The sequence below is a fragment of the Marinobacter sp. BW6 genome, from assembly GCF_008107725.1.
Lineage (GTDB): Bacteria > Pseudomonadota > Gammaproteobacteria > Pseudomonadales > Oleiphilaceae > Marinobacter.
Genome location: NZ_VIRN01000037.1, coordinates 310,674 through 337,016, shown reverse-complemented (window position 1 = coordinate 337,016; position 26,343 = coordinate 310,674). Strand labels below are relative to the sequence as shown.

Genomic DNA, 26,343 nt, shown 5'->3' with positions numbered 1-26,343 from the left:
CGGCGGACGAAAGGAGGCAACGATGACAGCGCAGACGCTACAGCGGGTAGTCGCTCGATTATCCACTTACCTGACGGAATCTGGCGTAACGATGAACCGAAGCATGTCCCGCAAGCTTCTGAAAATGCTGGATGATGCCCTCGCGGAGACGGTCGGGGAGGGTGTGGCCGATGATTTCAGCGAAGCGCAGTTACTCTCCCGCGCCATGGATCGCCTCCCCGACTACTTCCCACTTGTGGAGGAAACGATTCCCGCGCCAGCTCCGCCGCTGTTGCGCGGAAGCATCGGGTACCCCGCTCATGGCTGAAGTTCCCGGCGCCACCTTGTGTCAAGGCTACCGCTGGCGACACATTGCATTCGTTCGCCGTAGCCTGCTGATCCTGTTCGTGCTGGGGCAAACAGCCGTCGCGAGCTACTACCTGCTCTGGGTGCTTCCATACCATGGAGGGACCTGGCTTGAACTGGGTATGACAGCGCTGTTTGCCATTCTTTACGCATGGATTGCAGTCGGTTTCTGGACGGCGGTATTCGGTTTTGTGCTGCGCCTTACCGGTGGCGACCGGCACGGGCTGTTGCGGCGCCATACTCCGGAAGCCCTTGCCGCTACGCCATTGGCAAAAACGGCGATTTTGCTGCCGATATACCACGAGCCGGTAAAGTGGACCCTGAGCGGCCTGAAAGCGGTGTACAGAGACATTGAACGAACAGGCAGGATTGAGCATTTCGAGTTCTTTATTCTCTCCGACAGTCGTGATCCGGATGTCTGGCTGGAGGAGCAGCAGCGGTGGCATGAGCTAGCCCGAGAGCTGGGCGCAGAGGGTAGGCTGTTTTATCGTCGGCGTCCGGTGAACCTCAATTACAAGAGCGGAAATGTTGCGGACTTTCTCCGGCGCTGGGGTCGCCGGTGCAAGTATATGGTGGTGCTTGATGCCGACAGCCTGCTCAGCGGTGATACGGTTGTGCGCATGGTGCAGCTGATGGAACGGGAGCCCGGGGTCGGCATTCTGCAAACCAATCCGACCATCATCAACGGGAAATCACTGTTTGCCCGGGTTCAACAGTTTGCCAATCGGTTCTATTCAACGCTGTTCGCTACGGGCCTGGCCGCGATTCAGATGGGCGACGCCGCTTTCTGGGGACACAACGCGATCCTCCGGATCGAACCATTCATGAAGCATTGTGGTTTACCCAAACTGGGCGGATTCGGCATTTTTGGTGGCCCGATCATGAGCCACGATTTTGTCGAGGCAGCCTTCATGGGTAGGGCGGGATACGAAGTCTGGCTCGAGACAGGGCTCGGCAACAGCTTTGAGGAATCTCCTCCCACGCTTGCTGATGAACTGTCCCGAGACAACCGCTGGGCCAAGGGCAACCTCCAGCATCTTTGGGTGATGTTTCGTGAGCCGGGACTGCGCTTTGCTCACCGGATGGCATTTCTCAATGGGGTAATGGCGTACCTCGCATCCCCACTGTGGTTCGGCTTCCTTGTTTTGACCACTTTAGAGGCGGCCAGCATGACCCTGGCTCCAATCGAGTACTTTCCGGAAGGTCATCAAGGGCCGTTTCCGCTCTGGCCGGAATGGCGGCCGGACTGGGCCCTGGTGCTGGCGCTAAGCACCTTCGCTCTGCTGTTCCTGCCCAAATTTCTGGCCATTCTTGATGCTGTTGTCCACCGTTACACCCGGGAGTTTGGAGGATTCTTTCGGCTATTCGCCAGTGTGTTGCTCGAGATAGTGATCTCGATCCTGTTGGCGCCGGTAAGAATGTGGGCACACAGCCGGTATGTTGTGGCGGCGTTGCTCAATTTGTCGCTTTCCTGGTCTGGCCAGAACCGCACGGAGGAAACAACCTGGCGGCAAGCCCTGGTTGCGCAGTTTCCTGGAATGCTCGTTGGTGGGTGCTGGTCGGCGTTTGCATTGAGCCTGGATAAACTGTTTTTCCTCTGGTCATTGCCAGTTGCCATCCCGTTGTTGGTGGCGGCTCCAACCGCCGTTTATCTGAGCAGAATCGGGCCGGGCGGCGTACTAAAGGCGTGGGGCCTTCTGAGAATACCGGAGGAACGCGAGGCTCCAATGCCATTGCTGGATGATGCGCGCACTTTTCGTTCGGAGCCCGTTCGCGATTCTATATGGAGTCCCTTTGAACAGGCCGTTCTCAATCCCGGCCTGAACCGGTTACACAGGTCACTGGCAAAAGATCACCGCAGAGGTATGCGGAGCGAAGAGCTCATGGCCGCCGTTGACCGGTGCCTTAAGAACGGACCAGCGGTGATGAGTCGTGCAGAACTGAGTGGCCTGGCTCGAGACAGCCAGTCCCTGGCTGATCTGCACAAAGGCGCCTGGCGTGCACCTGAGCGGGGCTACTGGGGCCAATGCATCACCCGCAGAAGTCATGAGCAGGTTTCCGGGGAGGAACCAATACCTGGCTAACGGAGCCGGACGCCGGAGCCAGGAGCCAAAAAAGGAGGGGGTCACGATGGTGGATAGACGATCACTGGTCAAGGCGTTGGCCGGAATGATAGGGGCCGGTTTCCTGCCGTTAGCGCCTCTGGTGAATGGTGCCGGAATGCAACCGGTACCTGGCAGCAAGCCCCGTGCATTCAGCTACGCCTGGCTCAAGGGCCGCGCTCGGGCGCTGGCAGTCGAGGCGTATGTATCCCATGAAGGTGAATTGCCCCGATCCCTGAAACATCTTTCCTGGGACGATTACCAGGCCATTGGTTTCCGCGCAGATAAGGCGCTTTGGCAAGACGACAATACCGCTTTTCAGATTCAGCTCTTCCACCTCGGACTGTATTTCCAGCAACCCGTCAGAATCCATGAAGTCATTGATGGCCAGGCCAATGAACTGGCCTATAGACAGGATCTGTTCCGATACAGTGGAGAGCAGCCTCTGGGCGATCTGCCAGAAGACCTTGGCTACGCCGGCTTTCGGGTTCATTACCACAACAACTTTGCCCTGGATCTGGCCGCCTTCCTGGGCGCCAGCTATTTCCGGGCGGTGGGTTCCGAGATGCAGTACGGTCTGTCGGCCAGGGGGTTGGCCATTGATACCGGCACTGGTCGCGAAGAAGAGTTTCCCCGGTTTTCCGAATTCTGGTTGGAGAAGCCAGCACCGGGCAGTCAGCTGCTCCGGGTATGGGCTCTGCTGGATTCTCCCAGCACCACCGGCGCCTACGCATTTGTTCTAGACCCCGGGCGCAATATGGTCATGGATGTCGATGTGGCGCTTTACCCGAGGACCGAAATCACCCGGGCAGGGATTGCGCCGCTGACCAGCATGTACCAGGTGGGTGAAAATGACGATCGCATGGGCTACGACTGGCGGCCAGAAATACACGATTCAGACGGCCTGGCCATACGTAACGGCAGCGGCGAATGGTTGTGGCGGCCCTTGGTGAATCCCGCGAATCTACGGTTCAACAGTTTCCAGGATAACAACCCTGTCGGCTTTGGCCTGATGCAGCGGGACAGGAATTTCGACCATTACCAGGATGACGGCGTGTTTTACGATCGCCGGCCCAGCCTCTGGGTGGAGCCCCGGGGAGACTGGGGGCGGGGCAGTGTTGATCTGGTGGAAATCCCCACTGTGGATGAAACCTTCGATAACATCGTTGCCTTCTGGCACCCGGAAAACCCCCTGTTGCCGGGCCGGGAGTACCTTTACAGCTACCGCCTGCACTGGGGCGAGCAAGCACCGTTACAGCCTTACGAGTTGGCCACGGTGCGGGCAACCCGGACAGGGCTCGGCGGTGTGGTAGGCCAGAAGCGGACCTACTTCTCATGGCGCTTTGCTGTTGATTTCGCCGGTGGCGCCCTGGCGATGCTCAGCAAGGATGCGGATGTGGAGCCGGTCATCAGTGTGAGTAGGGGCGAGGTTGAAATCACGTCCGCCAGACCATTGTCTGCAATCGACGGCCACCGAGCCATGTTCGATTTGGTGCCGGATGACTCGGTTGAACCCATCAATATCCGCCTCTACCTCAGGCTGGGCGGCGAGCCGCTCACGGAAACCTGGCTATACCAGTACACACCGCCCCCGGTTGAGCAACGCCAGATCTATTGATTGATAACAGCTATTGTAAACAATCGAAAGCTCAATTTAGTCAATATTGTTGACAATATAGCCGCTCGAGCGTAGCTTTGCTCAAAATAAACCCGGTTTTGTTGACAAACTATGGCTGAGTTACTGTCTACCACTTACACCCGCGCCGATGAAGCTTTTGATTGTCTGCAAACAGCAATCGTAAAAGGCGAGCTGGCGCCGGGAGAAAAGATCGGTGAGCTGGAGCTGTGCTCTCGGTTCAACCTTACTCGCGGCCCGCTTCGAGAAGCACTTGGCCGACTTGAATCCCGTGGATTGCTGGTGCGGCGTCCCCATGCCGGCGTAAAGGTGGTTTCAGTCAGCGCATCGGAGCTCATGGAGCTGTACCGCATTCGCGAAGTCATGGAGGGGCTGGCCGCTCGACAGGCAGCCGAGCGCATGACGGATCAGGAAATCGCCGACCTTCAGGCAACCCTCGACACCCACGAACGCATGATCGACGAAGCCCAGGGCCAGGCCTATTACCAGGCCGAAGGGGATTACGACTTCCATCACAGGATCGCCACCGGCAGCCGCAATTCCAAACTTGCCCAGATGCTGCTGGGTGATCTTTATTACATGGTACGGATGTACCGTTACCGGCTAAGCACTTCCACCGGTCGCCCCCAGCGGGCTCTCGGTGAACACCGCCGTATCGTCGAGGCCATCGCACAGCGCGATGGCGAACTCGCCGAATTTCTGATGAAACGCCATATCAACGCAGCAAGACAGAACATCGAGAAAAAGATCCAGGAAGGCGAACTAACCATTTAACGTAGGTCGGATTAGCCAAAGGCGTAATCCGACAAAACATAATCAGAACCCGTAGGTCGGATTAGCCGCAGGCGTAATCCGACAACAAGAATCCAAAACAGAAGAGGCCAACACCATGTCCAACAAACTCAGCCCAGGCGCCCGCTTCCGCAAAGCGCTCAAAGATAACCAGCCCCTGCAGATTGTCGGCACCATCAACGCCTATGCCGCCATGATGGCCGAGAAAGTGGGTCACCAGGCCATCTACCTTTCCGGTGGCGGTGTCGCCAACGCCTCCTATGGTCTGCCGGATCTGGGCATGACCTCCATGAACGACGTGGTCGAGGACGTTCGCCGGATTACCGCAGCCACCGACGTGCCGCTGCTGGTGGATATTGATACTGGCTGGGGCGGCGCCTTCAACATTGGCCGTACCATCCGCGAGATGGAGCGTGCCGGAGCAGCAGCTGTCCATATTGAGGACCAGGTAGCCCAGAAGCGCTGTGGTCATCGCCCGAACAAGGAAATCGTATCTCAGGAAGAAATGGTCGACCGCATCAAGGCCGCCGTGGATGCCCGTGAAGACAAAGACTTCTTCATCATGGCCCGTACCGACGCGTTCCAGAAAGAAGGCCTCGAAGCCGCCATCGAGCGCGCCAAGGCCTGTATCGAAGCCGGCGCCGACGGCATCTTCGCCGAAGCGGTTACGGAACTTGAGCACTACAAGGCCTTCTCTGAAGCCCTCGACGTGCCCATCCTGGCCAACATTACCGAATTCGGTGCCACACCTTTGTACAACCGCAAGGAACTGGCCGAAGCCGGCGCCGACATGGTTCTGTACCCGCTCAGCGCCTTCCGCGCCATGAACAAGGCAGCCCTGACTGTGTATCAGAGCATTCTGGAGAAGGGCGACCAGAAAGACGTCGTTGACATGATGCAGACCCGGATGGAGCTGTATGATTTCCTGAACTACCACGATTTCGAGCAGAAGCTGGACCAGCTGTTCCAGCAGAGCAAAGGTTAATGTGTTTGTTGGGTTACGCCTCCGGCTAACCCAACCTACAAAAATTCCGGCACTGGTAACGTAGGTCGGATTAGCCGCAGGCGTAATCCGACAAGCAATGCCAAAAACCAGAAATGTAGGTCGGATTAGCCAAAGGCGTAATCCGACAAGCCAATCCAAAGTTAAGCAAAATATCAGTAGGTCGGATCAGGCAAAGCCGTAATCCGACACTCCAAACAAGATAAAGATGGGAGACAACAATGGCTGAAGCAAAACAACTGAGTGGCGCTGGCCTCCGTGGTCAGGTAGCTGGTGAAACCGCCCTGTGTACCGTCGGGCAAAGCGGCGCTGGCCTGACCTACCGCGGCTATGACATCGCAGATCTGGCTGAGAAAGCTCAGTTTGAGGAAATCGCCTACCTGCTTCTGCGCGGCAAACTGCCGAACCGCCAGGAACTGGACGCCTACATCAAGAAGCTCCAGAGCCTCCGCGGCCTGCCGGCTGCCCTGAAAACCGTGCTTGAGCAGATCCCAAAAGACGCGCACCCAATGGACGTGATGCGTACAGGCTGCTCTATGCTGGGTAACCTGGAAACCGAAGAAGATTTCAGCGAGCAGGACGACAAGATCGACCGCATGCTGGCCGTGTTCCCTTCCATCATCACCTACTGGTACCGCTTCGCACACGAAGGCGTTCGTATCGAGACCGAAAGCGACGTGGACTCCATCGGTGGTCATTTCCTGGAACTGCTGCACGGCAAGAAGCCCAGCGAACTCCACGAGCGCGTCATGAACGTGTCGCTGATCCTGTACGCAGAGCACGAATTCAACGCCTCCACATTCACCGCCCGCGTTTGCGCCTCCACTCTGTCTGATATCCACAGCTGTGTGACCGGCGCCATTGGTTCCCTGCGCGGTCCTCTGCACGGCGGTGCCAACGAAGCAGCCATGGCCCTGATCCAGAAGTTCAAGACTCCCGAAGAGGCCGAAGAAGGCCTGATGGGTATGCTTGAGCGGAAAGAAAAGATCATGGGCTTCGGCCACGCGATCTATAAAGAATCGGACCCACGAAACGCCATCATCAAGCAGTGGTCCAAGAAGTTGGCGGAAGAGGTGGGCGATACCGTGCTGTACCCGGTATCCGAGCGCTGTGAAGCCGTTATGTGGCGCGAGAAGAAGCTGTTCTGTAATGCAGACTTCTTCCACGCATCTGCTTATCACTTCATGGGCATTCCGACCGAACTGTTCACCCCGATCTTCGTGATGTCCCGCGTATCCGGATGGACCGCCCATGTGAAAGAGCAGCGCGAGAACAATCGCATCATCCGCCCAAGCGCCGATTACACCGGCCCGGCGGATGCCAAATGGGTTCCGATTGAGGAGCGGCCATGAACACCGAATATCGCAAACCGTTACCAGGCACCGACCTGGACTATTTCGATACCCGCCAGGCCGTGGAAGATATCCAGGCCGGCGCGTACGACAAACTTCCGTACACCTCCAAGATCCTGGCGGAGCAACTGGTTCGCCGCTGTGATCCCGAGGTGCTCACGGATTCACTCAAGCAGCTGATCGAGCGTAAGCGCGACCTGGATTTCCCCTGGTATCCGGCCCGTGTGGTGTGCCACGACATCCTCGGCCAGACTGCGCTGGTGGATCTGGCGGGTCTGCGTGACGCCATTGCTGAAAAGGGCGGCGATCCCGCCAAGGTCAATCCTGTGGTTCCGACCCAGCTGATCGTGGATCATTCTCTGGCCGTGGAACACGCCGGTTTCGAGAAGGACGCGTTCGAAAAGAACCGTCAGATTGAAGATCGTCGAAACGACGACCGGTTCCACTTCATCAACTGGACCAAGACCGCGTTCAAGAACGTGGATGTGATCCCTCCCGGCAACGGCATCATGCACCAGATCAACCTGGAAAAGATGTCTCCGGTGGTTCAGAGCCGCCCGGATGGGGAAGGAAAGCACGTCGCCTTCCCGGATACCTGTGTCGGCACTGACAGCCACACCCCGATGGTTGATGCCCTGGGCGTGATTTCCGTGGGTGTGGGTGGTCTGGAAGCCGAGAGCGTCATGCTGGGCCGTGCCTCCATGATGCGTCTGCCGGACATTGTTGGCGTTGAGCTGACAGGTAAGCTGCAACCGGGAATCACCAGCACCGATATGGTCTTGGCCATCACCGAATTCCTGCGTAAGGAACGAGTGGTAGGCGCATACCTGGAGTTCTATGGCGAAGGTGCCGACAGCCTCAGCGTGGGCGACCGTGCCACCATCTCCAACATGACTCCGGAATACGGTGCCACCGCCGCCATGTTTTACATCGACGGCCAGACCATTGATTACCTGAAACTGACAGGTCGTGAAGACGATCAGGTGGCTCTGGTAGAGACCTTCGCCAAGGAAACCGGCCTTTGGGCCGACAGCATGAAAAACGCCGAATACGAGCGCGTGCTGAAGTTTGACCTGTCCAAAGTGGCGCGCACCCTGGCTGGCCCATCCAACCCCCATGCACACCTGCCGACCTCCGAGCTGGCAGAACGCGGCATTGCCGGTGAATGGGAGCAGGAAGAAGGCAAGATGCCGGATGGCGCGTGCATCATCGCAGCCATCACCAGCTGCACCAACACCAGTAACCCCCGCAACATGGTGGCTGCAGGCCTGATCGCCCGCAACGCCAACAAGCTGGGCCTGACCCGTAAGCCCTGGGTGAAAACCTCCCTGGCGCCGGGCTCCAAAACCGTCAAGATGTACCTGGAAGAAGCCAAACTGCTGCCCGAGTTGGAACAGCTCGGCTTCGGCGTGGTGGCTTTTGCCTGCACCACCTGTAACGGCATGAGTGGGGCCCTGGATCCCAAGATCGCCCAGGAAATCATGGATCGCGATCTGTTTTCCACTGCGGTGCTGTCCGGTAACCGGAACTTTGACGGCCGGATTCACCCCTATGCCAAACAGGCATTCCTGGCCTCGCCGCCGCTGGTGGTTGCCTACGCTATTGCTGGCACCATCCGCTTCGACATCGAAAAAGATGCCCTGGGCTACGACCAGGACGGCAAACCCGTTACCCTGAAGGACATCTGGCCAGACGATGCGGAAATCGATGCGATCGTGAAGTCCAGCGTGAAGCCGGAACAGTTCCGCAGCACCTACATCCCGATGTTCGACATCACCCGGGATGCCCAGGCCAATACCAACCCGCTGTATGAGTGGCGCCCGCAAAGCACCTACATCCGTCGCCCGCCGTACTGGGAAGGTGGCATGGTGGGTGAGAAAACCCTCAAGGGCATGCGTCCGCTGGCGGTGTTGCCGGACAACATCACCACCGACCACCTATCGCCATCCAACGCGATCATGATGAACAGTGCCGCCGGTGAGTATCTGCATAAAATGGGCGTGCCGGAGGAAGACTTCAATTCCTACGCCACCCACCGAGGCGATCACCTGACTGCCCAGCGTGCCACCTTCGCCAACCCGAAACTTTTCAACGAGATGGTCCGGGACGAGAACGACAACGTGAAGCAGGGCTCCCTGGCGCGTATCGAGCCGGAAGGCAAGGTTGTCCGCATGTGGGAAGCCATCGAAACCTACATGGAGCGCAAGCAGCCACTGATCATCATCGCCGGTGCTGATTACGGGCAGGGCTCCTCCCGTGACTGGGCCGCAAAGGGCGTTGCCCTTGCTGGTGTAGAAGCGATTGTGGCCGAAGGCTTTGAGCGCATTCACCGTACCAACCTGATCGGTATGGGCGTGATGCCCCTGCAGTTCGAGGAAGGCACCACCCGCAAGACCCTGGGCATCGACGGCACCGAAACCTACGACGTGGAAGGCACCCCGGCGCCCCGCGCCGAGCTCACCCTCGTTATCCATCGGAAGAACGGCAGCACCGAGCGTGTGCTCGTGACTTGCCGCCTGGATACCGCTGAGGAAGTGTCTATCTACAGCGCCGGTGGCGTGTTGCAGCGGTTTGCCGAGGATTTCCTGCAATCTGAGGGTGCGGCGTAACCTAAGCAATGTCGGATTACGGCCCTTTGGGCCTAATCCGACCTACGCCATAGCTATCGCCAAACCCCGTAGGTCGGATTAGCGAAGCGTAATCCGACAATAAAACCGGCCCAAGTAGGTCGGATTAGGCGAAGCCGTAATCCGACAAAAAGCCAAAAGGTACCCCATGCCTAACAAGCCACAAATCAGAATCCCCGCCACCTACATGCGTGGCGGCACATCAAAAGGCGTCTTCTTCCGCCTTCAGGACTTACCCGAACCCTGCCAGAGCCCAGGCGAAGCCCGCGACAAACTCCTGCTGCGGGTCATCGGCAGCCCCGACCCCTACCAGAAGCAGATCGACGGTATGGGAGGCGCTACCTCCAGCACCAGCAAGACCGTGATCCTGGCAGAACCCACCCAGCCGGATCACGATGTCGATTACCTGTTCGGCCAGGTCTCCATCGACAAGCCCTTTGTGGACTGGAGCGGTAACTGCGGCAACCTCACCGCCGCCGTCGGCGCTTTCGCCATCAACAGCGGTTTCGTTGCCAAAGACCGGATTCCGGAGAACGGCACCTGCACCGTGCGCATCTGGCAGGCCAACATCAAAAAGACCATTGTTGCCCACATTCCTATCACCAACGGTGAAGTTCAGGAAACCGGCGATTTCGAGCTGGACGGTGTAACCTTCCCAGCCGCCGAAGTACAGGTGGAATTCATGGACCCGGCCGATGGCGAAGGCTCCATGTTCCCGACCGGCAACCTGGTGGACGACCTTGAGGTGCCGGGCGTAGGCACCCTGAAAGCCACCATGATCAACGCCGGTATCCCGACCATCTTCGTCAACGCCGAAGACATTGGGTACAAAGGCACCGAGCTGCAGGACGACATCAACTCCGATCCTGCGGCCCTGGCCAGGTTCGAAACCATCCGTGCCCACGGCGCGGTAAAAATGGGGCTGATCCAGAACATCGAAGAAGCCGCCAACCGTCAGCACACCCCGAAAGTGGCCTTGGTGGCGAAACCGTCTGATTATGTCTCTTCAAGCGGGAAGAGCATCGGGGCAGAGGACGTGGATGTACTGGTTCGCGCTCTGTCCATGGGTAAGCTCCACCATGCGATGATGGGCACCGCTGCAGTGGCTATCGCTACGGCATCGGCGGTTCCCGGAACCCTGGTGAATCTTGCCGCTGGCGGTGGCGATAGAACCCATGTGACCTTCGGTCACCCCTCCGGCACTTTGCGTGTGGGGGCAGAAGCGAAGGAAGTCGGTGGTCAATGGACCGCAACCAAAGCCATTATGAGTCGCAGTGCGCGGGTTTTGATGGAAGGTTGGGTTAGGGTGCCCGGGGACACCCTAATCTGAGGGGTTAGGCCTTGCGCCTCGCAATGCCCATACCGAGCAGGCCTAGCCCAAACAATGCAATAGTCGCAGGCTCCGGAACGGCAGTTACTTTGATGTCGTATCCGGTGCTGCCGCCATGATCTTCACGGAGCAGCTGAAGATAGTGGGTGCCTGCCCCAAGTGTTGTGCCAAATGAGTATTCTCCCGGAAACGATCCACCGCTAGACATTGCGCCAAAGGTGTAGTCGCCATTGATCCAGGCAAAAAGTCCATTGTCCACCCCAATATCAACGGTAATGCTTGATGATTCGGTCAACGTGAACTCATAAACAATGGCTGTCTCATCATTAACTGTCCAATTCTTGGGAATCGACGAGTTAGGGCCAGTCCAGGTGCCGAGCGAGAAATCCGCATTAAGCCAGTTTCCAAGGTTCGTGGTTAAGGAGAGGTCAGGTTCGGCAAGACCTGTAACAACCGGGTCGCCTTCGGAAACATTTGCACCGGGAAAGAAATCCGAGCCGGGACCGTAGGTTAAGGCAAGGTCGCCGAGCCCGCTGTTATACCACCCAGTTGAATCGTTATCGATAATGATTGTTGCTGACGTTGCGCTTGCAAAAAGTGCAAGGACGGATCCAGAAACGAACTGCTTCATTTTCTTCATCGTAAAGCTCCAGATTTTTAAATTATTTCCGCAGTTGCGTAATAGCAAGAATGAAACCTCATCTGGGAAAAACGTTTAACAATAATGAAGTAAGGGGAACCTGGAGGGGTATAGACCACGGACTGTAAAATAAATGGACAGATCTTTTGTAAGCAGATAATGGTTGGATAACAACCCCCAAGTCACCATTTTGAAAAGCCTGAGGTTCTCTGACGCTGTGCTCGGCTTTGGTTTTATCCGGGTTCCGTCAACATAATTTACGCAGCGTCTTGCCAAGTTGCGGTAGAAGTATTCTTTTATGCTCCCATGGCATAAAAAGCGGTATCTGCATGTTTGGATCTTGATCAAATTCTGGAAAACACCCTAATAATAAAACACATGACGCCAAAGGCGATTCAACCACGATCCTTCGATGTCGAATATGCTTACACCTTCATTTTGAAACCGGATGTCGTTAATTTTAACTGTCTGAAAGATGGTGCTTTTAAGTAATTGGTATGGATGATGCTGATTCCATCATACCGCTGACTCGCTGGCTTGAATTCCGGCTGCCAGCGTTCACAATCAAGGAGAGATAATTATGAACACAGCACTTAAAAGAACCCTTTTATCAACGATTGTCCTACCTTTGAGTCTCGGCGCGGCATCTGCCAGTGCGGCGATGATCGTAGAGTGGGGCTATGACGTCGACAGTAGCTTCTCTAATACGTCATACACTGCAGCAGATGGCGATAACGACGGCACGATTGTTGAGTCTGATAATGAATTATCATGGGGCGGCAGCCTTGATCCTACTTCGGAGGATCGGTCTTCTGTTTCAATCGAGGACGTATCTGCGGCAGGCGGGCTTTTCACCAATGTGAACACCGTGGCTGGTGGAACCTTTACCCATGACAACAATGTTATCAGTGCAGATTTTCAGTCGCTGACAGGCTTTGATCTGACGTCCACGCTGATATTGACTCCCGTCGATCCTGTCGGGCCAGCATTGCCGCCAACATCCCTGACGTTCATGAGTTTCTTTAGTGAAACCCTGAATAGGGATAACCCTGCAAACTGTACTTTCCCATCAACCTCTGGGTGTGATGACATCTTCACCATCGATAATTTCGACGAGCTAGGTGCCGTCGATAATGGTGAAGGAGGCTTCGAGTTTGCTCAGTCGTTCGTCATTGCCGACTACAAGTACACGGTGTTTCTGGAATTGGCCGGCCTCGCTGTCCTTGATGATGACGCTTGTGCAGCAGCAGGAGCCAGCTCTGGATGTGTCGGCCTTCTGACTCTTGAGGATACCGAAAACAACTTTGACACCAGTTTCCGGATCACCGCGTCAAAGGTACCTGAGCCTGGCACTCTCGCATTGCTGGGTCTTGGCCTTGCCGGCTTGGGTCTGTCACGCAGGAGAAAAGCAGCACGGGCATAGTATTTGAACGGTTTTAACGTTCAGATGTCAGCGCTGAAAAAAGAAGCCCCCGCCGAGAAGCGGGGGTTTTCTTTTAGTCGTTACCAGGTTTCTCTGGCAAGAATCGACCCTCATCCGTAATCAAAGACCAGACATCGGGACGACGCTTCTTGATGCGGTCAATCAGTGACGCTGCTTCAGTGAAGGCAGGACGGCGAAGGCCGTGATATTCCAGCACTGGTCCCAGGTGATCAAATTCCACCCCAAATCTTTTTAACAGGCGCAACTGGGCTGGCTCCATAACCGCCATCCAGTGGGTTATTCCATGCTTGACAGACATCTGAAGAATCGCGGTAAAAAGCCCGAGACTGATGTAGGGCACGGCGCGCTTGCCGCTCTCCGAATCACTGTAACAAGCGCCATCACTGGCACCGGAGATTGAGTCTTTCTCGTTGAGGCGCCGGCGAAACTCCCGGCTTACCGACATTCGGGAGATTTCCGCAATCTCACTTCGGCGGGCGTTCGCGATTGCTTCCCGGGCACGCAAACTCATTCGGGGAACGCAGGGACCTTCCATGGGGAAATCGGACTGATCGGGCGTGTCCCCCGCCATAATGAGACGAACGGTTGCTATGCCGTGTCCCGTTCTCCGATGCCGGATCAGAGCGTGAGCAGACCTGGCATCGTATGCGTCGTGTTCCTTTTTATCGAGGAAGCAATTGGGGTCTTCGAACGGTCGGTCGATACAGTACACCTGGTACCGAATCCCGAAAACTTCATTGATTTCCTCCGCAGAGGTTGCCAGTTCAACATTGAATACCGAATGGAAAATGGCACCGATGTCGTCGGACGTTTGCTGGTTTCTTCTGTCTTCTTTGCCACTCTGGAAAGCAAAACCATTCTGCATTTTCCGGTCCTCATTTCTCCCTTTCGGGAAGCTGTTATTGCGATGATCCATGAAGAAAAAGCACCGTCTTACGATCCCCTGACGGCGTACTACGGGTGTATCGAGGTAACAGCGAATCAGACCTCGGAATATCTGACCCTGGGCACGTAGCGTCCGGGCGCCAGGATGAAATTAGGGTCAACTGCGGCTTTCAGCTGGCTGGCAAGTCTGGAGAAAGCAAACCCCTCATTATCAAGCGTGTCCATCGCGTCAATGCTGAGGCGGTAGGGCAGAAAACCCTCTTCCTGCCCCGCCTTGATCAACGCGTGATAACATTGGTTGGCCCGGGCGGTTGCGACTGCGTCCCGGCGATCGAACAGCAGGGGCACGGTCGAGTCGAAGCAACGATCGTTTACTGTCGTTAAAGTAATAAGAGGGTTGATACCGTATTCCGGACATATCCGTTCAATCATATTGATATATCGGCGAACGTCGTTTCCCCGTATTGGCACCAATGGCGCAAACCAGATGAGCCCGCAACCATCCCGTGCCGGATTTTTGGGTTGCCCCTGCTCTGGCGGAGTTCCGGAGCGCCAGTAGGCCAGCGCCAGCGCGACATCGTTGGGTGTACCGTGCATGATTTCCAGCGCCCCCGAGAGGGTGTCGGCCATTCCTCTTATCCTAGTTGCCAGCCTACCGGGCAGCACCTTTGCAACATTCCGCGCAAGATTAACTCTTTGCTGATTGATGAATACAAGGCGATCGGTGGCCGGCCCCAGAAGTCTTCGCAGGGTACGCCGGGCGGCCCGGGCAACCTCTTTTGACGCATAAATCGCCCCAACTCCACTCCACGCAGGAACGCCATGGCTGTTGGCAAGACTGTCCACCTCGTGGGAGGGCAGAACACCATCAATCGCTTTGTGTTCCGGGAAAGGGGTCATCATTGAAAGCATGCGCTGGCTGTTGAGCAGGTTAATCGCCACAACGGAACCGCCCAGTGCTCGCAGTACTGCCCTGACAGTGGGAACCAGCGCTTCTAGTTTAGCGTCGTCTTTTGTGGAAAAGAAAAATGCAGTCACCGTCTCAGGTGCAGGCGCAAGGGCGATAGTTATATTCACGACGACTCCGAAATTCCCCTGGCTGAACAGACCGTCAAGGTAGGGGCCAAGGCCCCATTTGAAGAGCCCGTCGACCTCTGCACCGCCAAGCTCGCTTAGTGGTGTCCGGTATAGAGTTCCATCAGGCAGGATCGCTTCTATCTTTGTAACCGCTGCAAAATGGTCAGTAATCGGTGTGATGCCATAACCACGTTCAAGCGCGTTACCGAGAATGCTGCATGTGGGGCCTGCCCCGGTCACGGGAACCAGGTAATTGCCATCGTGCTGATCGAGAAACTCCCTCAGGGCGCCTTGTGTGACGCCGGGTTGTACTGTCACAACGCCCAGTTCAGGATCGAAATCGGAAATACGGTCAAGGCGACTAAGATCAAGGATCACGCAGTCGTCTTCAACCGGGTTGGCACTTCCATAGCCCCAGTTTTTGCCTGTGCTAACCGGGTAGATTGCAACCTGCCAGCGCTGTGCTACCTGCAAAATCGCCGAAACCTGTTCCTGGTTTTCAGGGCGAAGCACTGCGGGGATGGCGCGCTTCGCGCCTGTTGTCGAGACGCCATACTCTGATGATTCGCCTGCTGCCACAATTCCAGATTCGCCCAGAATGATGGTCCATTCTTCAATTGCAGATTCAGTAGCAGTTCGACTCACTGGCGCTTCCAAGGTGTTTATCGGTAACTTCGATGAATGGTTCGTTAAATTGTACTAACGGTATGTTCATTTAACGCGGGAAGAGTATAAGCGAGATAACATTGGTTAAACCACGTTTTAGTATTACGGCTCTGAAAATAGTCTGCTCTAAATAACTAAAATGCAAACAACCAGTTGCAGTTAAATCGCAGAAATACAGTACAGTATTTCATATTAAAACAAGTTAACGTGGCGTTATTTCTTGTCCTGCTAAAAAAATCCAATCTAATTACTTTCAATGCGAATCGTCGACTATCTTTATGAAAATAAACAAAAATCGATGGTCGAATAACAAATTTTGTGGTGCTTGCGTGGATAAGTATTTACCTTGCTATCGGAGTTAAGAGATTAAAAATGCGTTTCTAGAAAAATCAGAAGGTTAGGTATAAAATAGATTTTATATTTATTTTTTTATAACGAATGTGTTAATAAAAAGTTGCACCTTTTCCAATTTCGGTGTCAGTTTTATTTACATCCCTTTTTTATTCTTTGGGGCTGGGTGTCCAGTGCGCTAGTCTCTCTCTAACTGTCACAAAACTTGAAGGAGCCGCTGGCATGTCAGCTACATTCGATCTTAACGAACGCCCGGACTACGACCAGCTCATTCAGACCATCGCCGATTACACCCTCAGTTACCGGGTAAAGAGTAAAGAAGCATGGAACACGGCGAGGAACTGCCTGATGGACACTTTAGGCTGCGGCTTGCTGGCCCTGCGATTTCCGGAGTGCACAAAGCACCTCGGTCCACTCGTGGAGGGTACCATCGTTCCCCATGGCGCCCGTGTTCCGGGAACTCCTTTCCGCCTGGATCCTGTGAAAGCCGCCTGGGATATTGGCTGCATCATCCGTTGGCTGGATTACAACGACACCTGGCTTGCCGCGGAGTGGGGGCATCCGTCAGATAACCTCGGCGGTATTCTTGCGGTCTCTGACCACCTCTCTCAGAAGCGGGTGGCGGAAGGAAAAGTGCCGCTGACGATGAAAGACGTGCTGGAAGCGATGATCATGGCCCACGAAATCCAGGGTGTTCTGGCTTTGGAAAACTCCTTTAACCGGGTCGGGCTGGACCATGTCGTATTGGTGAAGGTCGCCTCCACTGCCGTTACCGCAAAACTGATGGGCGCCAACCGGGAGCAACTGCTATCGGCTTTATCCCATGCCTGGGTTGATGGCCAGGCCTTACGGACCTACCGGCACGCGCCAAACGCCGGTTCAAGGAAATCCTGGGCAGCTGGCGATGCGACATCCCGTGCCGTTCGGTTGGCAGATATTGCCATGCGGGGTGAGATGGGAGTTCCAAGCGCACTGACCGCTCCGCAATGGGGCTTCTACGACATACTGTTCAGCAAAACCAATAAAGACCAGAAGCTAAAGCCCGAGGACAGGCGCCAGTTTTCATTGCCCCAAGATTTGGGTTCCTACGTGATGGAGAACATCCTGTTCAAGATTTCCTTCCCGGCGGAGTTCCATGCCCAGACGGCGGCAGAAGCGGCCGTAAAACTCCATCCAGAAGTGAAAGACCGGCTTGACGAGATCGAAAGAATTGTTATCACCACCCACGAATCCGCCATCCGCATCATTTCCAAACAGGGCAGACTTGCGAACGCAGCGGACAGGGATCACTGCCTTCAATACATGGCAGCGGTGCCGTTGATTTTTGGCAGCCTGACGGCAGAACACTATGAAGACAGCTTCCACGAGGCCAACCCGGTAATCGACAAGATTCGGGAAAAAATGGAAGTGGTGGAAGACGAAAAGTACACCCGGGAATATCTGGAAGAGGACAAGCGCTCGATTGCCAATGCCATTCAGGTTTACTTTAGCGATGGCAGCAGTACCGACAAGGTTGCGGTTGAGTATCCGATCGGACACCGTCGTCGAAGGAAAGAGGGGATTCCGCTTCTTGAAGAAAAGTTTCGAAACAACCTTTCCACCCGGTTTCCGGGACAGCGTTGCGATCAGATATTTGAGATTTGTAAAAACCAGAAGGCCTTGGAGGAAATGCCTGTCCAGGAGTTTGTGGCCTTGTTCGTAATATGAAGTGATACAAAAAGTTCACAGAGGTGTCAGAGAAATTTACATAGGGAAGCTCGGTTATCATAATCAATTGAAAAATAAAGTAATTTGTTATGGCATAAGCCATCCGTTCAGTTCTCGTGAGGACGAGTTACGTCAGTTAATGGCAGTACTGATATGAAAATAATAACATCCATCATTTGGCTCATCGCCGCGGGCAAGAAAAATAGCAGCGTCGAAACGGAAACTGGCAGCCTATTGGTTAGGATCGTCAGTTTTCCTTACACCCACGCAATTCCCCTTTTTCCTACTGCCGATTGCAGTTACAGAAATTTACAGTAAACTGGTATTCAATAAATGCTGTATGTGTACGCATCGGATGCGTTGATTCATTGTTGTCAGCAGCAAAAGGAGTTGGCGTGGCCCACGTCAGATTGTTCAAACATTACATTCATCTTCCCTATGTCATCCTTGGCCTGATTGATTTCCTGCTGTTGGTGTTTGCCTTTGCCCTGACGGTTTTCTTTCGCTATTTTGGCGATCTTCCTTTCTTTCTGGAGAATCTGACTTTTGTGTTGCCTTCAGCAGTTGTATTTGCTGGATCGAATCTCTTAATGATGGTCGCACTTGGTGTGCATCAGTCCCGGCTAGAGGAAGGTATGTCGGGCATGATGCTTCGCACCATCATGGCGTTGATCGTCAGTATTCCTTTATGTGGTTTCGCCTACCTTCTCGCATCGGACTGGTTGTGGTATCTCGGTACAAGTGCTGTTCTGACGACAGGATCTGTGTTCGGCTTTTTCCTGATGGGCATTTTTCGCTCAATCTTCATTAACACCGTAGGCAAGGATGCTTTCAAACGAAAAGTGCTGGTACTGGGCGCGGGCTACCGTGCCAGGCAGATTCATGAAGACCTGAAAACTCCCTTGAACCGCAAAGGTTTTATCCTCGTGGGATTTATCCCTCTGCCGGACGAGCCGGTTGAGATAAATGAACGCGATCTGCTGAATATTCCCACCACAATCCAGCAATACATCATCAGGCACCCGGTCAGTGAAATCGTTGTAGCAGTAGACGATCGCCGCAAAGGCCTGCCCATGGAAGATCTGCTGGAGTGCAAAATGGAGGGAGTCAAGATTGTTGACGGTGCCAGCTTCTATGAGCGGGAGTCACGAAAAGTTGCGCTGGAAATGGTTACCCGTGGCTGGCTGGTGTTCTCCGATGGATTCTCAGTATCTTCGGTATTTGGTTTTGGCAAACGGTCTTTGGATATCCTTGCCGCCAGCACTTTGCTCTTGGCGGGTTTACCGTTAATGATCCTTACAGCCATTGCCATCAAAATCGAAGATGGCTTCAAAGCACCCGTGTTCTACAGCCAGGAGCGGGTTGGCCTCAACGGTGCTGTGTTTAATGTTCACAAGTTCCGCTCAATGATTACTGATGCTGAAAAGCATGGTGCTGTCTGGGCCACTCAAAACGACGCTCGCGTCACCAGGGTTGGTGAATTTATTCGCAAGGTCCGAATTGATGAATTGCCGCAAATCTTCAATGTTTTGAATGGCACCATGGCGTTTGTCGGGCCCCGACCGGAGCGGCCAGTTTTCGTTGAGCAACTATCAGCGAAGATTCCGTTTTACACCGAGCGTCATCGTGTGAAGCCGGGTTTGACCGGATGGGCACAGCTTTGCTTTGCTTATGCAGACAACGAGGAAGATACGCGGGAAAAGCTGCGCTATGACCTTTATTACATAAAGAATCAAAGTCTTCTCTTGGACTTATTGATTATAATTCAGACAGTAGAAGTGGTATTGTTCAAAAAGGGATCAAGGTAGTTTCAGGAGTCGCTCTCCCTGAAACATGGAATCAGACACGGAATTAGAGAGGAATAACAATGTCATCGAAGTATTCACTGCAGGGCCTGCTGATGTCCCTGGTCGCGGTAGCGTTTGTTGCGGGTTGTGCGGCCCCCCAGCCATCGTCGCAGGAAGCCATTAACGAAGCACTCAGCCTGCAGACTTCAACGAGTGTTGACGAATATGTGCTCGGCCCTACGGATTCAATCCAGATTTCGGTTTGGCGCAATCAGGATCTCAGCATCGGCGTTCCCGTGAGACCTGATGGCCGGGTTTCCATGCCACTCATTGGGGATGTGATGGCTACTGGTAAAACACCGGAACAGCTAGCCAACGAGATCGAGCAGGGCCTGGCAAGCTATATCCGCGAGCCTCAGGTTACCGTTGTGGTTACATCGATGGGTAGCCATGAATTCAGCGACCGGGTGCGGGTAACCGGCGCGGTTAATCAGCCCATTTCTGTGCCACACAGGCCGGGTATGACCGTCCTGGACATGATGCTCAGTGCTGGTGGAGCCAATCCTTTTGCAAACCTGAACAGTGCCATGCTTTACCGCGCCCTGGACAACAGGATGGTGGCCATTCCTGTTCGTCTGGACGATATTCTCAACTCGGGGGATGTCTCCACCAATTACCGCATGCGGCCCGGGGATATCCTGGCCGTGCCGGAACGGAACTTCTGAGATAAGCGATAACCGTTGTTTGAATCGAACCTCGGAACCGGTGAATAGGTAAGAAAGATGGCACTTCCACTAAGTCAGCTCCCTTCAGAAATTATCAGAGAGGTCCGGTCACGCAAGTGGCTGGCATTCTTCCTGTTTGCGGTCGTCAGTTTCGCCGTGCTGGGGGCAGGGTTTATTTTCCCTTACAAATATCAATCTCAGGTTGTGATATTTGTGGATGACCAGAATATCATCCGCCCGCTGATGGAGGGCAGTGCCGTCACAACTGAGATCAGCGAGCGTACATCGGCAGCCAAGGAAATGCTGTGGTCCAGGGATCTGATGGTGCAGATTGCGCAAGACAGAGAGATATTCGGCCAGAATGCAGACCAGATTACTGGCGAAGCCCTGGAGCGGCGAATTGGCATGCTCCGCTCCGGCATGAATGTTCGTCCCCGTGGCGACAGCTACTTCAGCATTGGCTACACCTCTGAGTCGCCCATGCAGGCTTTTCGTATCGCGCAACGCCTTGGGCAGCTGTTTATTTCAGAGAATTCTGCGAACAAGCGCAAGGAAAGCCGCAGCGCCTACAACTTCATCGATAAACAGGTGAAGAACTACGAATCCATCCTGGCGGAAGTCGAACAAAAATTGAAAAAGTTCCTGTCAGAGAATGTGGATGGAACAGAAGGTGAAGCGAATTCGCGCATGGCCAACTTGCGCCGCCAACTGGAACTGGCGGAGATGGAGCGGACGGAACTGATTGCAAGGGCCGAATCGCTCGAATCTGAACTGCAGAATGTGCAACCGATGCTCAGTCAGGGCCGCACGGCGGATGCCTATACCCGACGAATCCGCGAGAAGGAAGCCCAGCTTGACGACTTGCGCCTGCGATACCACGACACATATCCGGACATCATCGCATTGAAGGAACAGATCGCCGAGCTGCGAAATCAGCGGGCCAGGGCATCCCAGAGCGGTGAATTGGACCAACCGGTCAGTGAAGGTGATCAACTGGTCAACCCCCTGTATCAGGAGATCAGTGCAGAAGTGGCAAAAACCCGCGCGAGCGTACGCACCCAGGAATCGCGCATTGATTCGCTCGAAAGCCTGATTGCTGCGCAGGAAAAGCGCATGGAGCGCATCCAGGAGAACAAGGCCCAGTATTCAGAACTGACCCGCGACATGGAAGTGAACGAACAGATCTACAACGACCTGCTGAAACGTCGCGAGAAAGCCCGGGTATCCATGCACCTGGACATTGAAGGCCAGGGCCTGAATTATAGAATCAACGAAACCGCTCAGTATCCTCTGGACCCGACCGGGCCGCAGTTCCAAATGTTTGCGTCAGCAGGCTTGATTCTCGGCGCCCTGGCTCCTTTTGGTCTGGCAGCCGGTGTGTTGCAAGTCGACCCACGGATAAGGGCCCGCAAACAGCTTGAAGAGGGGATTGGCCTGCCCGTATTGGCAGAGATCCCGCAGGTGCGAACGCCCTACGAGAAACGCAAAGACCGCTGGTTAACGGTTTCGGTTGCAGTATGCGCAGTTCTGGTTGTCGCTGGCTATGGTGGCGTAGTCGGTGCAGCTCTGATGGGAGTTATTTAATGACAGAGCAAAAACAGAAAAGGGCAGCCAGGGAAGCTGGGGTCCGCTCTCGCCAAAAATCATCCGGTGCTGCGGATATCAACGGACAGGAGCGCAACGGTGATTTGCAGAATCAGGAAAGTGGCTTTGAACAGCAGAGAATAGAGAGCGGGCAGGCTAGTGACTTCCAGCAATGGGACGACTCCCGCATGCTGGTGCCTAGCTCCCTGGAACTTGGCGCCGGAGCTGTCGATAAGTACGTTATCAGCAAACAGATCGTCAAGATGCAGGAGCCGCGGCGTCTCACCCGAGACGACATGGACGAGCGACGAATCATCTATCCGGAATCCGGGAATCGTGACCTGGTGAATCGGTTCCGCCATCTGCGTACCAAATTGCTGGAGCTTTCTGGCGGCAACAATTTCACGATGGTGGTCAGCGGCGCCTGTGAGGGCGCAGGTAGCTCCTTTATGGCCCTGAACCTGGCCGCAGCGTTTGCCTTCGACCAGTCCAAAACCGCTCTGATCATTGACTGTAATCTGCGGAACCCCTCACTGCACTACCAGCTCGAACTAGCGGCGGAAACTGGGCTGACGGATTTCCTCGAGGATCCGGATTACGATATCGGGCGCATTATCTATCCAACAGGGATCCCCCGTCTGAGACTGATCCCTGCCGGAAGCCAACGGGAAACACCGTCAGAATTCTTTACCTCCTTCCGTATGAAGCAGTTTCTTCAGGCTATCCGCCGTCGTTATCCGGACCGCTTCATCGTGCTGGACACCGCACCCATCAGTGAGTCACCGGATGCCCGCATTCTTGGCGAGCTGTGTGACTACTCTATGCTGGTGGTGCCACACGGCAAAATAACCGCCACCGCTGCGGAAAACGCCGCCCAGGCGTTTGATCCTGAGAAGTTTGTAGGAGCTGTTATCAATGGATGAAGTTTACGGATCAGGGACGATCCGGTGGATTGTCTCCATCGGCACTGGCTTTTTAATTGCAGCAGGACCCTCTCTTGCAGCCACCAACAGTCTGTCTGGTGGTATTGATAACCGTTTTTCCGACAATGCCCGTCGTGTATCGACCAATGAACAAAGCGATGTTGAGGCCCGGGTAAACCTGAACTTTCAGCACCTGAGTGACCCGGGCCAATGCACATCCGCCGTGGACATGGGGTTGGGCTATGGCTATTGGCACGACGACGCCTTTGACTCCGAAATCTATACCGACGGCACGCTGCAAGGACAATGCGAGCTGACCCCAAGATTGACATGGCAGGCCTTGGACACTATCCGCCAAGTAACACAGGATACCCGCCAGGCCGACACCCAGGACAACCTGACCCGCAAAAACGTATTCCGAACCGGCCCGATATACACCCTGCAATTAACCCAGGTGGACCAGTTGCAGTTCTCCGCTGCCTACGAGAACACTGAATTTGAAGAGCCGGAAGAGCCCGACAGCGAAAGGTTTACCGGCACTGCCGCATACAACCATAATTTCAGCGAAACACTTCAGGGCGGTCTTTCTTTAAGCGCTGAACGCACTGAGCTGGATACCGAAGAGGAACTGGATCGTGAATCTGCCGTTGTGACCTTTGATAAGGTTTGGGTGACGACTCGGGTAAATGGTTCCCTCGGTGTGAACCGTCTGGAAACCCGGCTTGGTACCCAGGAGGTCTCCAACGACGGTATTACTGGAACCTTCAACCTGGTGCGGGAAATCAATCCCAGCAGCGAGTTCACCCTCTATGCCAACCAACGATTAACGGACCAGACATCCACTCTTGGCCTTCAGTTCGAAGACTTTAATTTTGATCTCAGCGAATCGTCCGCTGTGGAAGTCACAGCGATACGCGCAGGGTATAACAACCGGTTTAGCAATGGCTCCACACTCACCGTCGGCCTCTCCGCCAGTCGCAGCGATTATGTTCAGACCGACGAACGTGAGGACCAAAGCGGGGTTGACCTACGATATTCGCGGCCGGTAACTGAGTTGCTTTCCTGGTTTACCGATGCGGCCTACCAGCATCAGCGTTTTGAAGATGATGGGTCAGAAGATGACCTCTACTCGTTATCTGTCGGGCTTGATTACCGGTTGAGTAGCAGGATGGACATTCGTTCCGCCATCGGCCACCGGCAAAAGACCAGCGACATTGCATCCAGGGAATATGACGAGAACTGGATTGCGGTTTCCCTTAACTATCGATTTTTCTGAGTAGGCGGACGTGGTGATGACGAACGATCCGAATAGCACCGGGAAAGTCAACGCACTCACGATTGATGTGGAAGACTACTTCCAGGTGGCAGCCCTTGCCGAAGCGGTTGATCGTGCTGACTGGCATTCCATGGAGTACCGGGTTGAGGCTAACACCTACCGCTTATTAGAGTTGCTGGACAAGCACAGCACTCGTGCAACCTTCTTTACACTGGGCTGGGTGGCGGAGAAATCGCCCCAACTGGTTCGCGACATCCAGAAAGCAGGACACGAAGTCGCCAGCCACGGTTACAGCCATCAGCTGATCTATAACCAGACCCCCGAGGTATTCCGTGAGGAAACCCGCCGCTCAAAGCAGATACTCGAGGATATAACAGGTGAGCCCATTACCGGTTACCGCGCAGCCAGTTATTCCATCACCAGCCAGTCACGCTGGGCCCTGGATATACTGGCCGAGGAAGGGTTTGTGTGGGACTCATCGATATTCCCTGTGCACCATGACCGCTACGGCATGCCGGGTACCCCGCGTTGGCCCCACCGCCTGACCACCGATAAGGGCTATGAGCTGGCCGAGTTCCCCCTGAGCACACTGAAGTTTCCCGGATACACGCTTCCAATCGCCGGTGGCGGCTATTTCCGCCTTTTCCCGTATTGGTTCAGCCGCTGGGGGCTGGGTAGCATCAACCGCCAGGGCCAGCCATTCGTCTTCTACCTCCACCCCTGGGAGGTAGATCCGGGCCAGCCAAGGCTGGACGTAAAATGGTTCTCACGCTTCCGTCACTACAACAACCTGGAGGTTTGCGAACAGCGGCTGGACCAGTTGCTGGGTCATTTTCGGTTTACCGCCATGGGCGATGTGTTGAAAAACCAGCAACTGCTGGAAACGGAGCAGCCGGGAACCACCGGCCAAGAGAAAATGGAATTTTCATCACCATGCTAGTCGCACTGTTCTGGCTGTCCCTGATTCTGCTTTTTTACATTTATTTCGGTTACCCGCTGATGGCAAGGGCTTTAGCCAGGCTGCGCCCGAATCCCGTGAATACAAGCACCGAACACCAGCCTAAGGTTTCGATACTGATAGCCGCCTACAACGAAGCACAAGACATTGAAGCCACCCTGCGGAACAAACTGGAACTGGATTACCCATCCGACAAGCTTGAAATCCTGGTCATCTCGGACGAATCCGATGACGGCACCGACGACATCATAGAGCGCGTGGCAAGCTCTTCCCGCCTTCCCATCCGCCTCTTCCGACAAGTATCACGACAGGGCAAAACCGCCGGCCTGAACATTCTGGTTACGGAAACCACCGGCGAGATTATTCTGTTCTCCGATGCCAACTCTCAGTGGGATACCCATGCCGTCAGCAAGCTCTGCAGCAACTTCGCGGACCCGAAAGTGGGCTACGTTACCGGCAAGATGGTCTATGTAAATGAAGACGGCTCATTGGTGGGGGATGGCTGTAGCGCCTACATGAAGTACGAGAACTGGCTGCGCGAACAGGAAACCAGCATTGGCTCAGTGGTAGGTGTGGACGGCGGTATCGACGGTATGCGCAAAACGCTTTACCAGCCCCTGCGCGCTGACCAGTTGCCGGATTTTGTACAGCCATTGAAAGTGGTTGAACAGGGCTACCGCGTGGTTTACGAGCCGCAGGCTTTGCTGAAAGAAGAAGCACTGAACGACGGCGATAGCGAATTCAGCATGCGGGTGAGGGTTAGCCTGCGCGCCTTGTGGGCCCTTAAAGACATGCGCCATCTGATGAACCCATTCCGTGACCCGGTGTTTGCCTGGCAGTTGATCTCTCACAAATTGCTTCGCTATGCAGCCTTCATACCTTTGGCGACGCTAACATTGGCAACACTGCTACTGGCGCCTGTAAGGGGCATATACACTTTGGCATTTCTGGGCCTGGTTATCTTCCTGGCCCTCGCCTGGACGGGGCACAAGCGGGAAGCGGGTGGTCAATCGCTGTCTGCGATTTATTCAATCCCTTACTACTTCATGCTTCTTAATGTCGCTTCGTACAAAGCGAGCATTGCCTTTTTGAAGGGAGAGAAGAAGGTGATCTGGAATCCAAGGAAGGGTTAG

Annotated in this window: 20 protein-coding genes; 17 read left to right on the top strand and 3 right to left on the bottom strand. The window is 54.8% G+C overall.

Translation table 11 applies throughout. From position 1 onward, the window contains the following. Positions 1-22 precede the first annotated feature (22 nt). The 8 genes from FMN52_RS03040 to prpF all read left to right on the top strand — a co-directional run bounded on the left by FMN52_RS03040 (position 23) and on the right by prpF (position 11,187). The gene (locus tag FMN52_RS03040; RefSeq protein WP_148607242.1) at positions 23-307 is read left to right on the top strand and encodes a hypothetical protein; all 285 of its coding nucleotides are present in this window, start codon (positions 23-25) and stop codon (positions 305-307) included. Further along, positions 300-2,429 (top strand): glucans biosynthesis glucosyltransferase MdoH, encoded by a 2,130-nt coding sequence (gene mdoH, locus FMN52_RS03035; RefSeq protein WP_148607241.1) that lies wholly within the window; start codon positions 300-302, stop codon positions 2,427-2,429. The genes FMN52_RS03040 and mdoH overlap by 8 nt, the downstream gene beginning before the upstream one ends. A gap of 49 nt (positions 2,430-2,478) precedes the next feature. Next, entirely contained in the window at positions 2,479-4,065 is a 1,587-nt protein-coding gene (locus FMN52_RS03030; protein WP_205424891.1) for a glucan biosynthesis protein, read from the top strand. A 111-nt stretch (positions 4,066-4,176) separates the two neighbouring features. Then, on the top strand, positions 4,177-4,857 hold the full coding sequence (locus FMN52_RS03025; RefSeq protein WP_148607240.1) for a GntR family transcriptional regulator: 681 nt from the start codon (positions 4,177-4,179) through the stop codon (positions 4,855-4,857). A 115-nt stretch (positions 4,858-4,972) separates the two neighbouring features. Then, on the top strand, positions 4,973-5,860 hold the full coding sequence (prpB, locus tag FMN52_RS03020) for a methylisocitrate lyase (protein WP_148607239.1): 888 nt from the start codon (positions 4,973-4,975) through the stop codon (positions 5,858-5,860). A gap of 239 nt (positions 5,861-6,099) precedes the next feature. After that, on the top strand, positions 6,100-7,230 hold the full coding sequence (prpC, locus tag FMN52_RS03015) for a 2-methylcitrate synthase (protein WP_148607238.1): 1,131 nt from the start codon (positions 6,100-6,102) through the stop codon (positions 7,228-7,230). Beyond that, positions 7,227-9,839 (top strand): Fe/S-dependent 2-methylisocitrate dehydratase AcnD, encoded by a 2,613-nt coding sequence (gene acnD, locus FMN52_RS03010; protein WP_148607237.1) that lies wholly within the window; start codon positions 7,227-7,229, stop codon positions 9,837-9,839. Before prpC ends, acnD begins: the two co-directional genes overlap by 4 nt. Positions 9,840-10,005: 166 nt before the next feature. After that, a complete protein-coding gene (prpF, locus tag FMN52_RS03005; RefSeq protein ID WP_148607236.1) occupies positions 10,006-11,187 on the top strand; it encodes a 2-methylaconitate cis-trans isomerase PrpF in 1,182 nt (393 codons plus the stop codon). 4 nt (positions 11,188-11,191) lie between these two features. Here prpF and FMN52_RS03000 read toward each other — a convergent pair whose 3' ends face one another. Beyond that, positions 11,192-11,827, bottom strand: a complete 636-nt coding sequence (locus FMN52_RS03000) for a PEP-CTERM sorting domain-containing protein (RefSeq protein ID WP_148607235.1) — start codon at positions 11,825-11,827, stop codon at positions 11,192-11,194. A gap of 580 nt (positions 11,828-12,407) precedes the next feature. Here FMN52_RS03000 and FMN52_RS02995 point away from each other — a divergent pair. Then, positions 12,408-13,250 (top strand): THxN family PEP-CTERM protein, encoded by an 843-nt coding sequence (locus tag FMN52_RS02995; protein WP_148607234.1) that lies wholly within the window; start codon positions 12,408-12,410, stop codon positions 13,248-13,250. Between the two features lie 73 nt (positions 13,251-13,323). Here FMN52_RS02995 and FMN52_RS02990 read toward each other — a convergent pair whose 3' ends face one another. Further along, on the bottom strand, positions 13,324-14,187 hold the full coding sequence (locus FMN52_RS02990) for a PEP-CTERM/exosortase system-associated acyltransferase (protein ID WP_240339378.1): 864 nt from the start codon (positions 14,185-14,187) through the stop codon (positions 13,324-13,326). Between the two features lie 65 nt (positions 14,188-14,252). Then, positions 14,253-15,878 carry an FAD-binding oxidoreductase gene (locus FMN52_RS02985; RefSeq protein ID WP_148607233.1) on the bottom strand — a complete coding sequence of 542 codons (1,626 nt, stop codon included), beginning with the start codon at positions 15,876-15,878 and terminating at the stop codon, positions 14,253-14,255. 594 nt (positions 15,879-16,472) lie between these two features. Between FMN52_RS02985 and prpD the strand changes: the two genes are divergently transcribed. From prpD to FMN52_RS02945, 8 genes are all read left to right on the top strand, one after another. Then, positions 16,473-17,957: a 2-methylcitrate dehydratase gene (gene prpD, locus FMN52_RS02980; protein ID WP_148607232.1), complete on the top strand. Its 1,485-nt coding sequence runs from the start codon at positions 16,473-16,475 to the stop codon at positions 17,955-17,957. Between the two features lie 395 nt (positions 17,958-18,352). Further along, complete coding sequence (locus FMN52_RS02975; protein WP_148607231.1) at positions 18,353-19,765, top strand: TIGR03013 family XrtA/PEP-CTERM system glycosyltransferase; 1,413 nt, start codon at positions 18,353-18,355, stop codon at positions 19,763-19,765. 59 nt (positions 19,766-19,824) lie between these two features. Beyond that, a complete protein-coding gene (locus tag FMN52_RS02970) occupies positions 19,825-20,469 on the top strand; it encodes an XrtA/PEP-CTERM system exopolysaccharide export protein (RefSeq protein ID WP_148607230.1) in 645 nt (214 codons plus the stop codon). A 57-nt stretch (positions 20,470-20,526) separates the two neighbouring features. Further along, entirely contained in the window at positions 20,527-22,053 is a 1,527-nt protein-coding gene (locus tag FMN52_RS02965; protein WP_148607229.1) for an XrtA system polysaccharide chain length determinant, read from the top strand. Then, entirely contained in the window at positions 22,053-22,976 is a 924-nt protein-coding gene (locus tag FMN52_RS02960) for a polysaccharide biosynthesis protein (protein ID WP_240339377.1), read from the top strand. The genes FMN52_RS02965 and FMN52_RS02960 overlap by 1 nt, the downstream gene beginning before the upstream one ends. Further along, the gene (locus FMN52_RS02955) at positions 22,969-24,252 is read left to right on the top strand and encodes an outer membrane beta-barrel protein (RefSeq protein WP_148607228.1); all 1,284 of its coding nucleotides are present in this window, start codon (positions 22,969-22,971) and stop codon (positions 24,250-24,252) included. The genes FMN52_RS02960 and FMN52_RS02955 overlap by 8 nt, the downstream gene beginning before the upstream one ends. A gap of 16 nt (positions 24,253-24,268) precedes the next feature. Further along, positions 24,269-25,192 carry an XrtA system polysaccharide deacetylase gene (locus FMN52_RS02950; protein ID WP_148607227.1) on the top strand — a complete coding sequence of 308 codons (924 nt, stop codon included), beginning with the start codon at positions 24,269-24,271 and terminating at the stop codon, positions 25,190-25,192. Beyond that, entirely contained in the window at positions 25,186-26,343 is a 1,158-nt protein-coding gene (locus tag FMN52_RS02945; protein ID WP_148607226.1) for a glycosyltransferase family 2 protein, read from the top strand. The genes FMN52_RS02950 and FMN52_RS02945 overlap by 7 nt, the downstream gene beginning before the upstream one ends.

What these genes read in the sequence shown, in the direction of transcription:
- FMN52_RS03040 (WP_148607242.1), top strand. Translation starts at nt 23, where the DNA reads ATGACAGCGCAGACGCTACAGCGGGTAGTCGCTCGATTATCCACTTAC.
- mdoH (WP_148607241.1), top strand. Translation starts at nt 300, where the DNA reads ATGGCTGAAGTTCCCGGCGCCACCTTGTGTCAAGGCTACCGCTGGCGA.
- FMN52_RS03025 (WP_148607240.1), top strand. Translation starts at nt 4,177, where the DNA reads ATGGCTGAGTTACTGTCTACCACTTACACCCGCGCCGATGAAGCTTTT.
- prpB (WP_148607239.1), top strand. Translation starts at nt 4,973, where the DNA reads ATGTCCAACAAACTCAGCCCAGGCGCCCGCTTCCGCAAAGCGCTCAAA.
- prpC (WP_148607238.1), top strand. Translation starts at nt 6,100, where the DNA reads ATGGCTGAAGCAAAACAACTGAGTGGCGCTGGCCTCCGTGGTCAGGTA.
- acnD (WP_148607237.1), top strand. Translation starts at nt 7,227, where the DNA reads ATGAACACCGAATATCGCAAACCGTTACCAGGCACCGACCTGGACTAT.
- prpF (WP_148607236.1), top strand. Translation starts at nt 10,006, where the DNA reads ATGCCTAACAAGCCACAAATCAGAATCCCCGCCACCTACATGCGTGGC.
- FMN52_RS03000 (WP_148607235.1), bottom strand. Translation starts at nt 11,827, where the DNA reads ATGAAGAAAATGAAGCAGTTCGTTTCTGGATCCGTCCTTGCACTTTTT.
- FMN52_RS02995 (WP_148607234.1), top strand. Translation starts at nt 12,408, where the DNA reads ATGAACACAGCACTTAAAAGAACCCTTTTATCAACGATTGTCCTACCT.
- FMN52_RS02990 (WP_240339378.1), bottom strand. Translation starts at nt 14,187, where the DNA reads ATGGATCATCGCAATAACAGCTTCCCGAAAGGGAGAAATGAGGACCGG.
- prpD (WP_148607232.1), top strand. Translation starts at nt 16,473, where the DNA reads ATGTCAGCTACATTCGATCTTAACGAACGCCCGGACTACGACCAGCTC.
- FMN52_RS02970 (WP_148607230.1), top strand. Translation starts at nt 19,825, where the DNA reads ATGTCATCGAAGTATTCACTGCAGGGCCTGCTGATGTCCCTGGTCGCG.
- FMN52_RS02965 (WP_148607229.1), top strand. Translation starts at nt 20,527, where the DNA reads ATGGCACTTCCACTAAGTCAGCTCCCTTCAGAAATTATCAGAGAGGTC.
- FMN52_RS02960 (WP_240339377.1), top strand. Translation starts at nt 22,053, where the DNA reads ATGACAGAGCAAAAACAGAAAAGGGCAGCCAGGGAAGCTGGGGTCCGC.
- FMN52_RS02955 (WP_148607228.1), top strand. Translation starts at nt 22,969, where the DNA reads ATGGATGAAGTTTACGGATCAGGGACGATCCGGTGGATTGTCTCCATC.
- FMN52_RS02950 (WP_148607227.1), top strand. Translation starts at nt 24,269, where the DNA reads ATGACGAACGATCCGAATAGCACCGGGAAAGTCAACGCACTCACGATT.
- FMN52_RS02945 (WP_148607226.1), top strand. Translation starts at nt 25,186, where the DNA reads ATGCTAGTCGCACTGTTCTGGCTGTCCCTGATTCTGCTTTTTTACATT.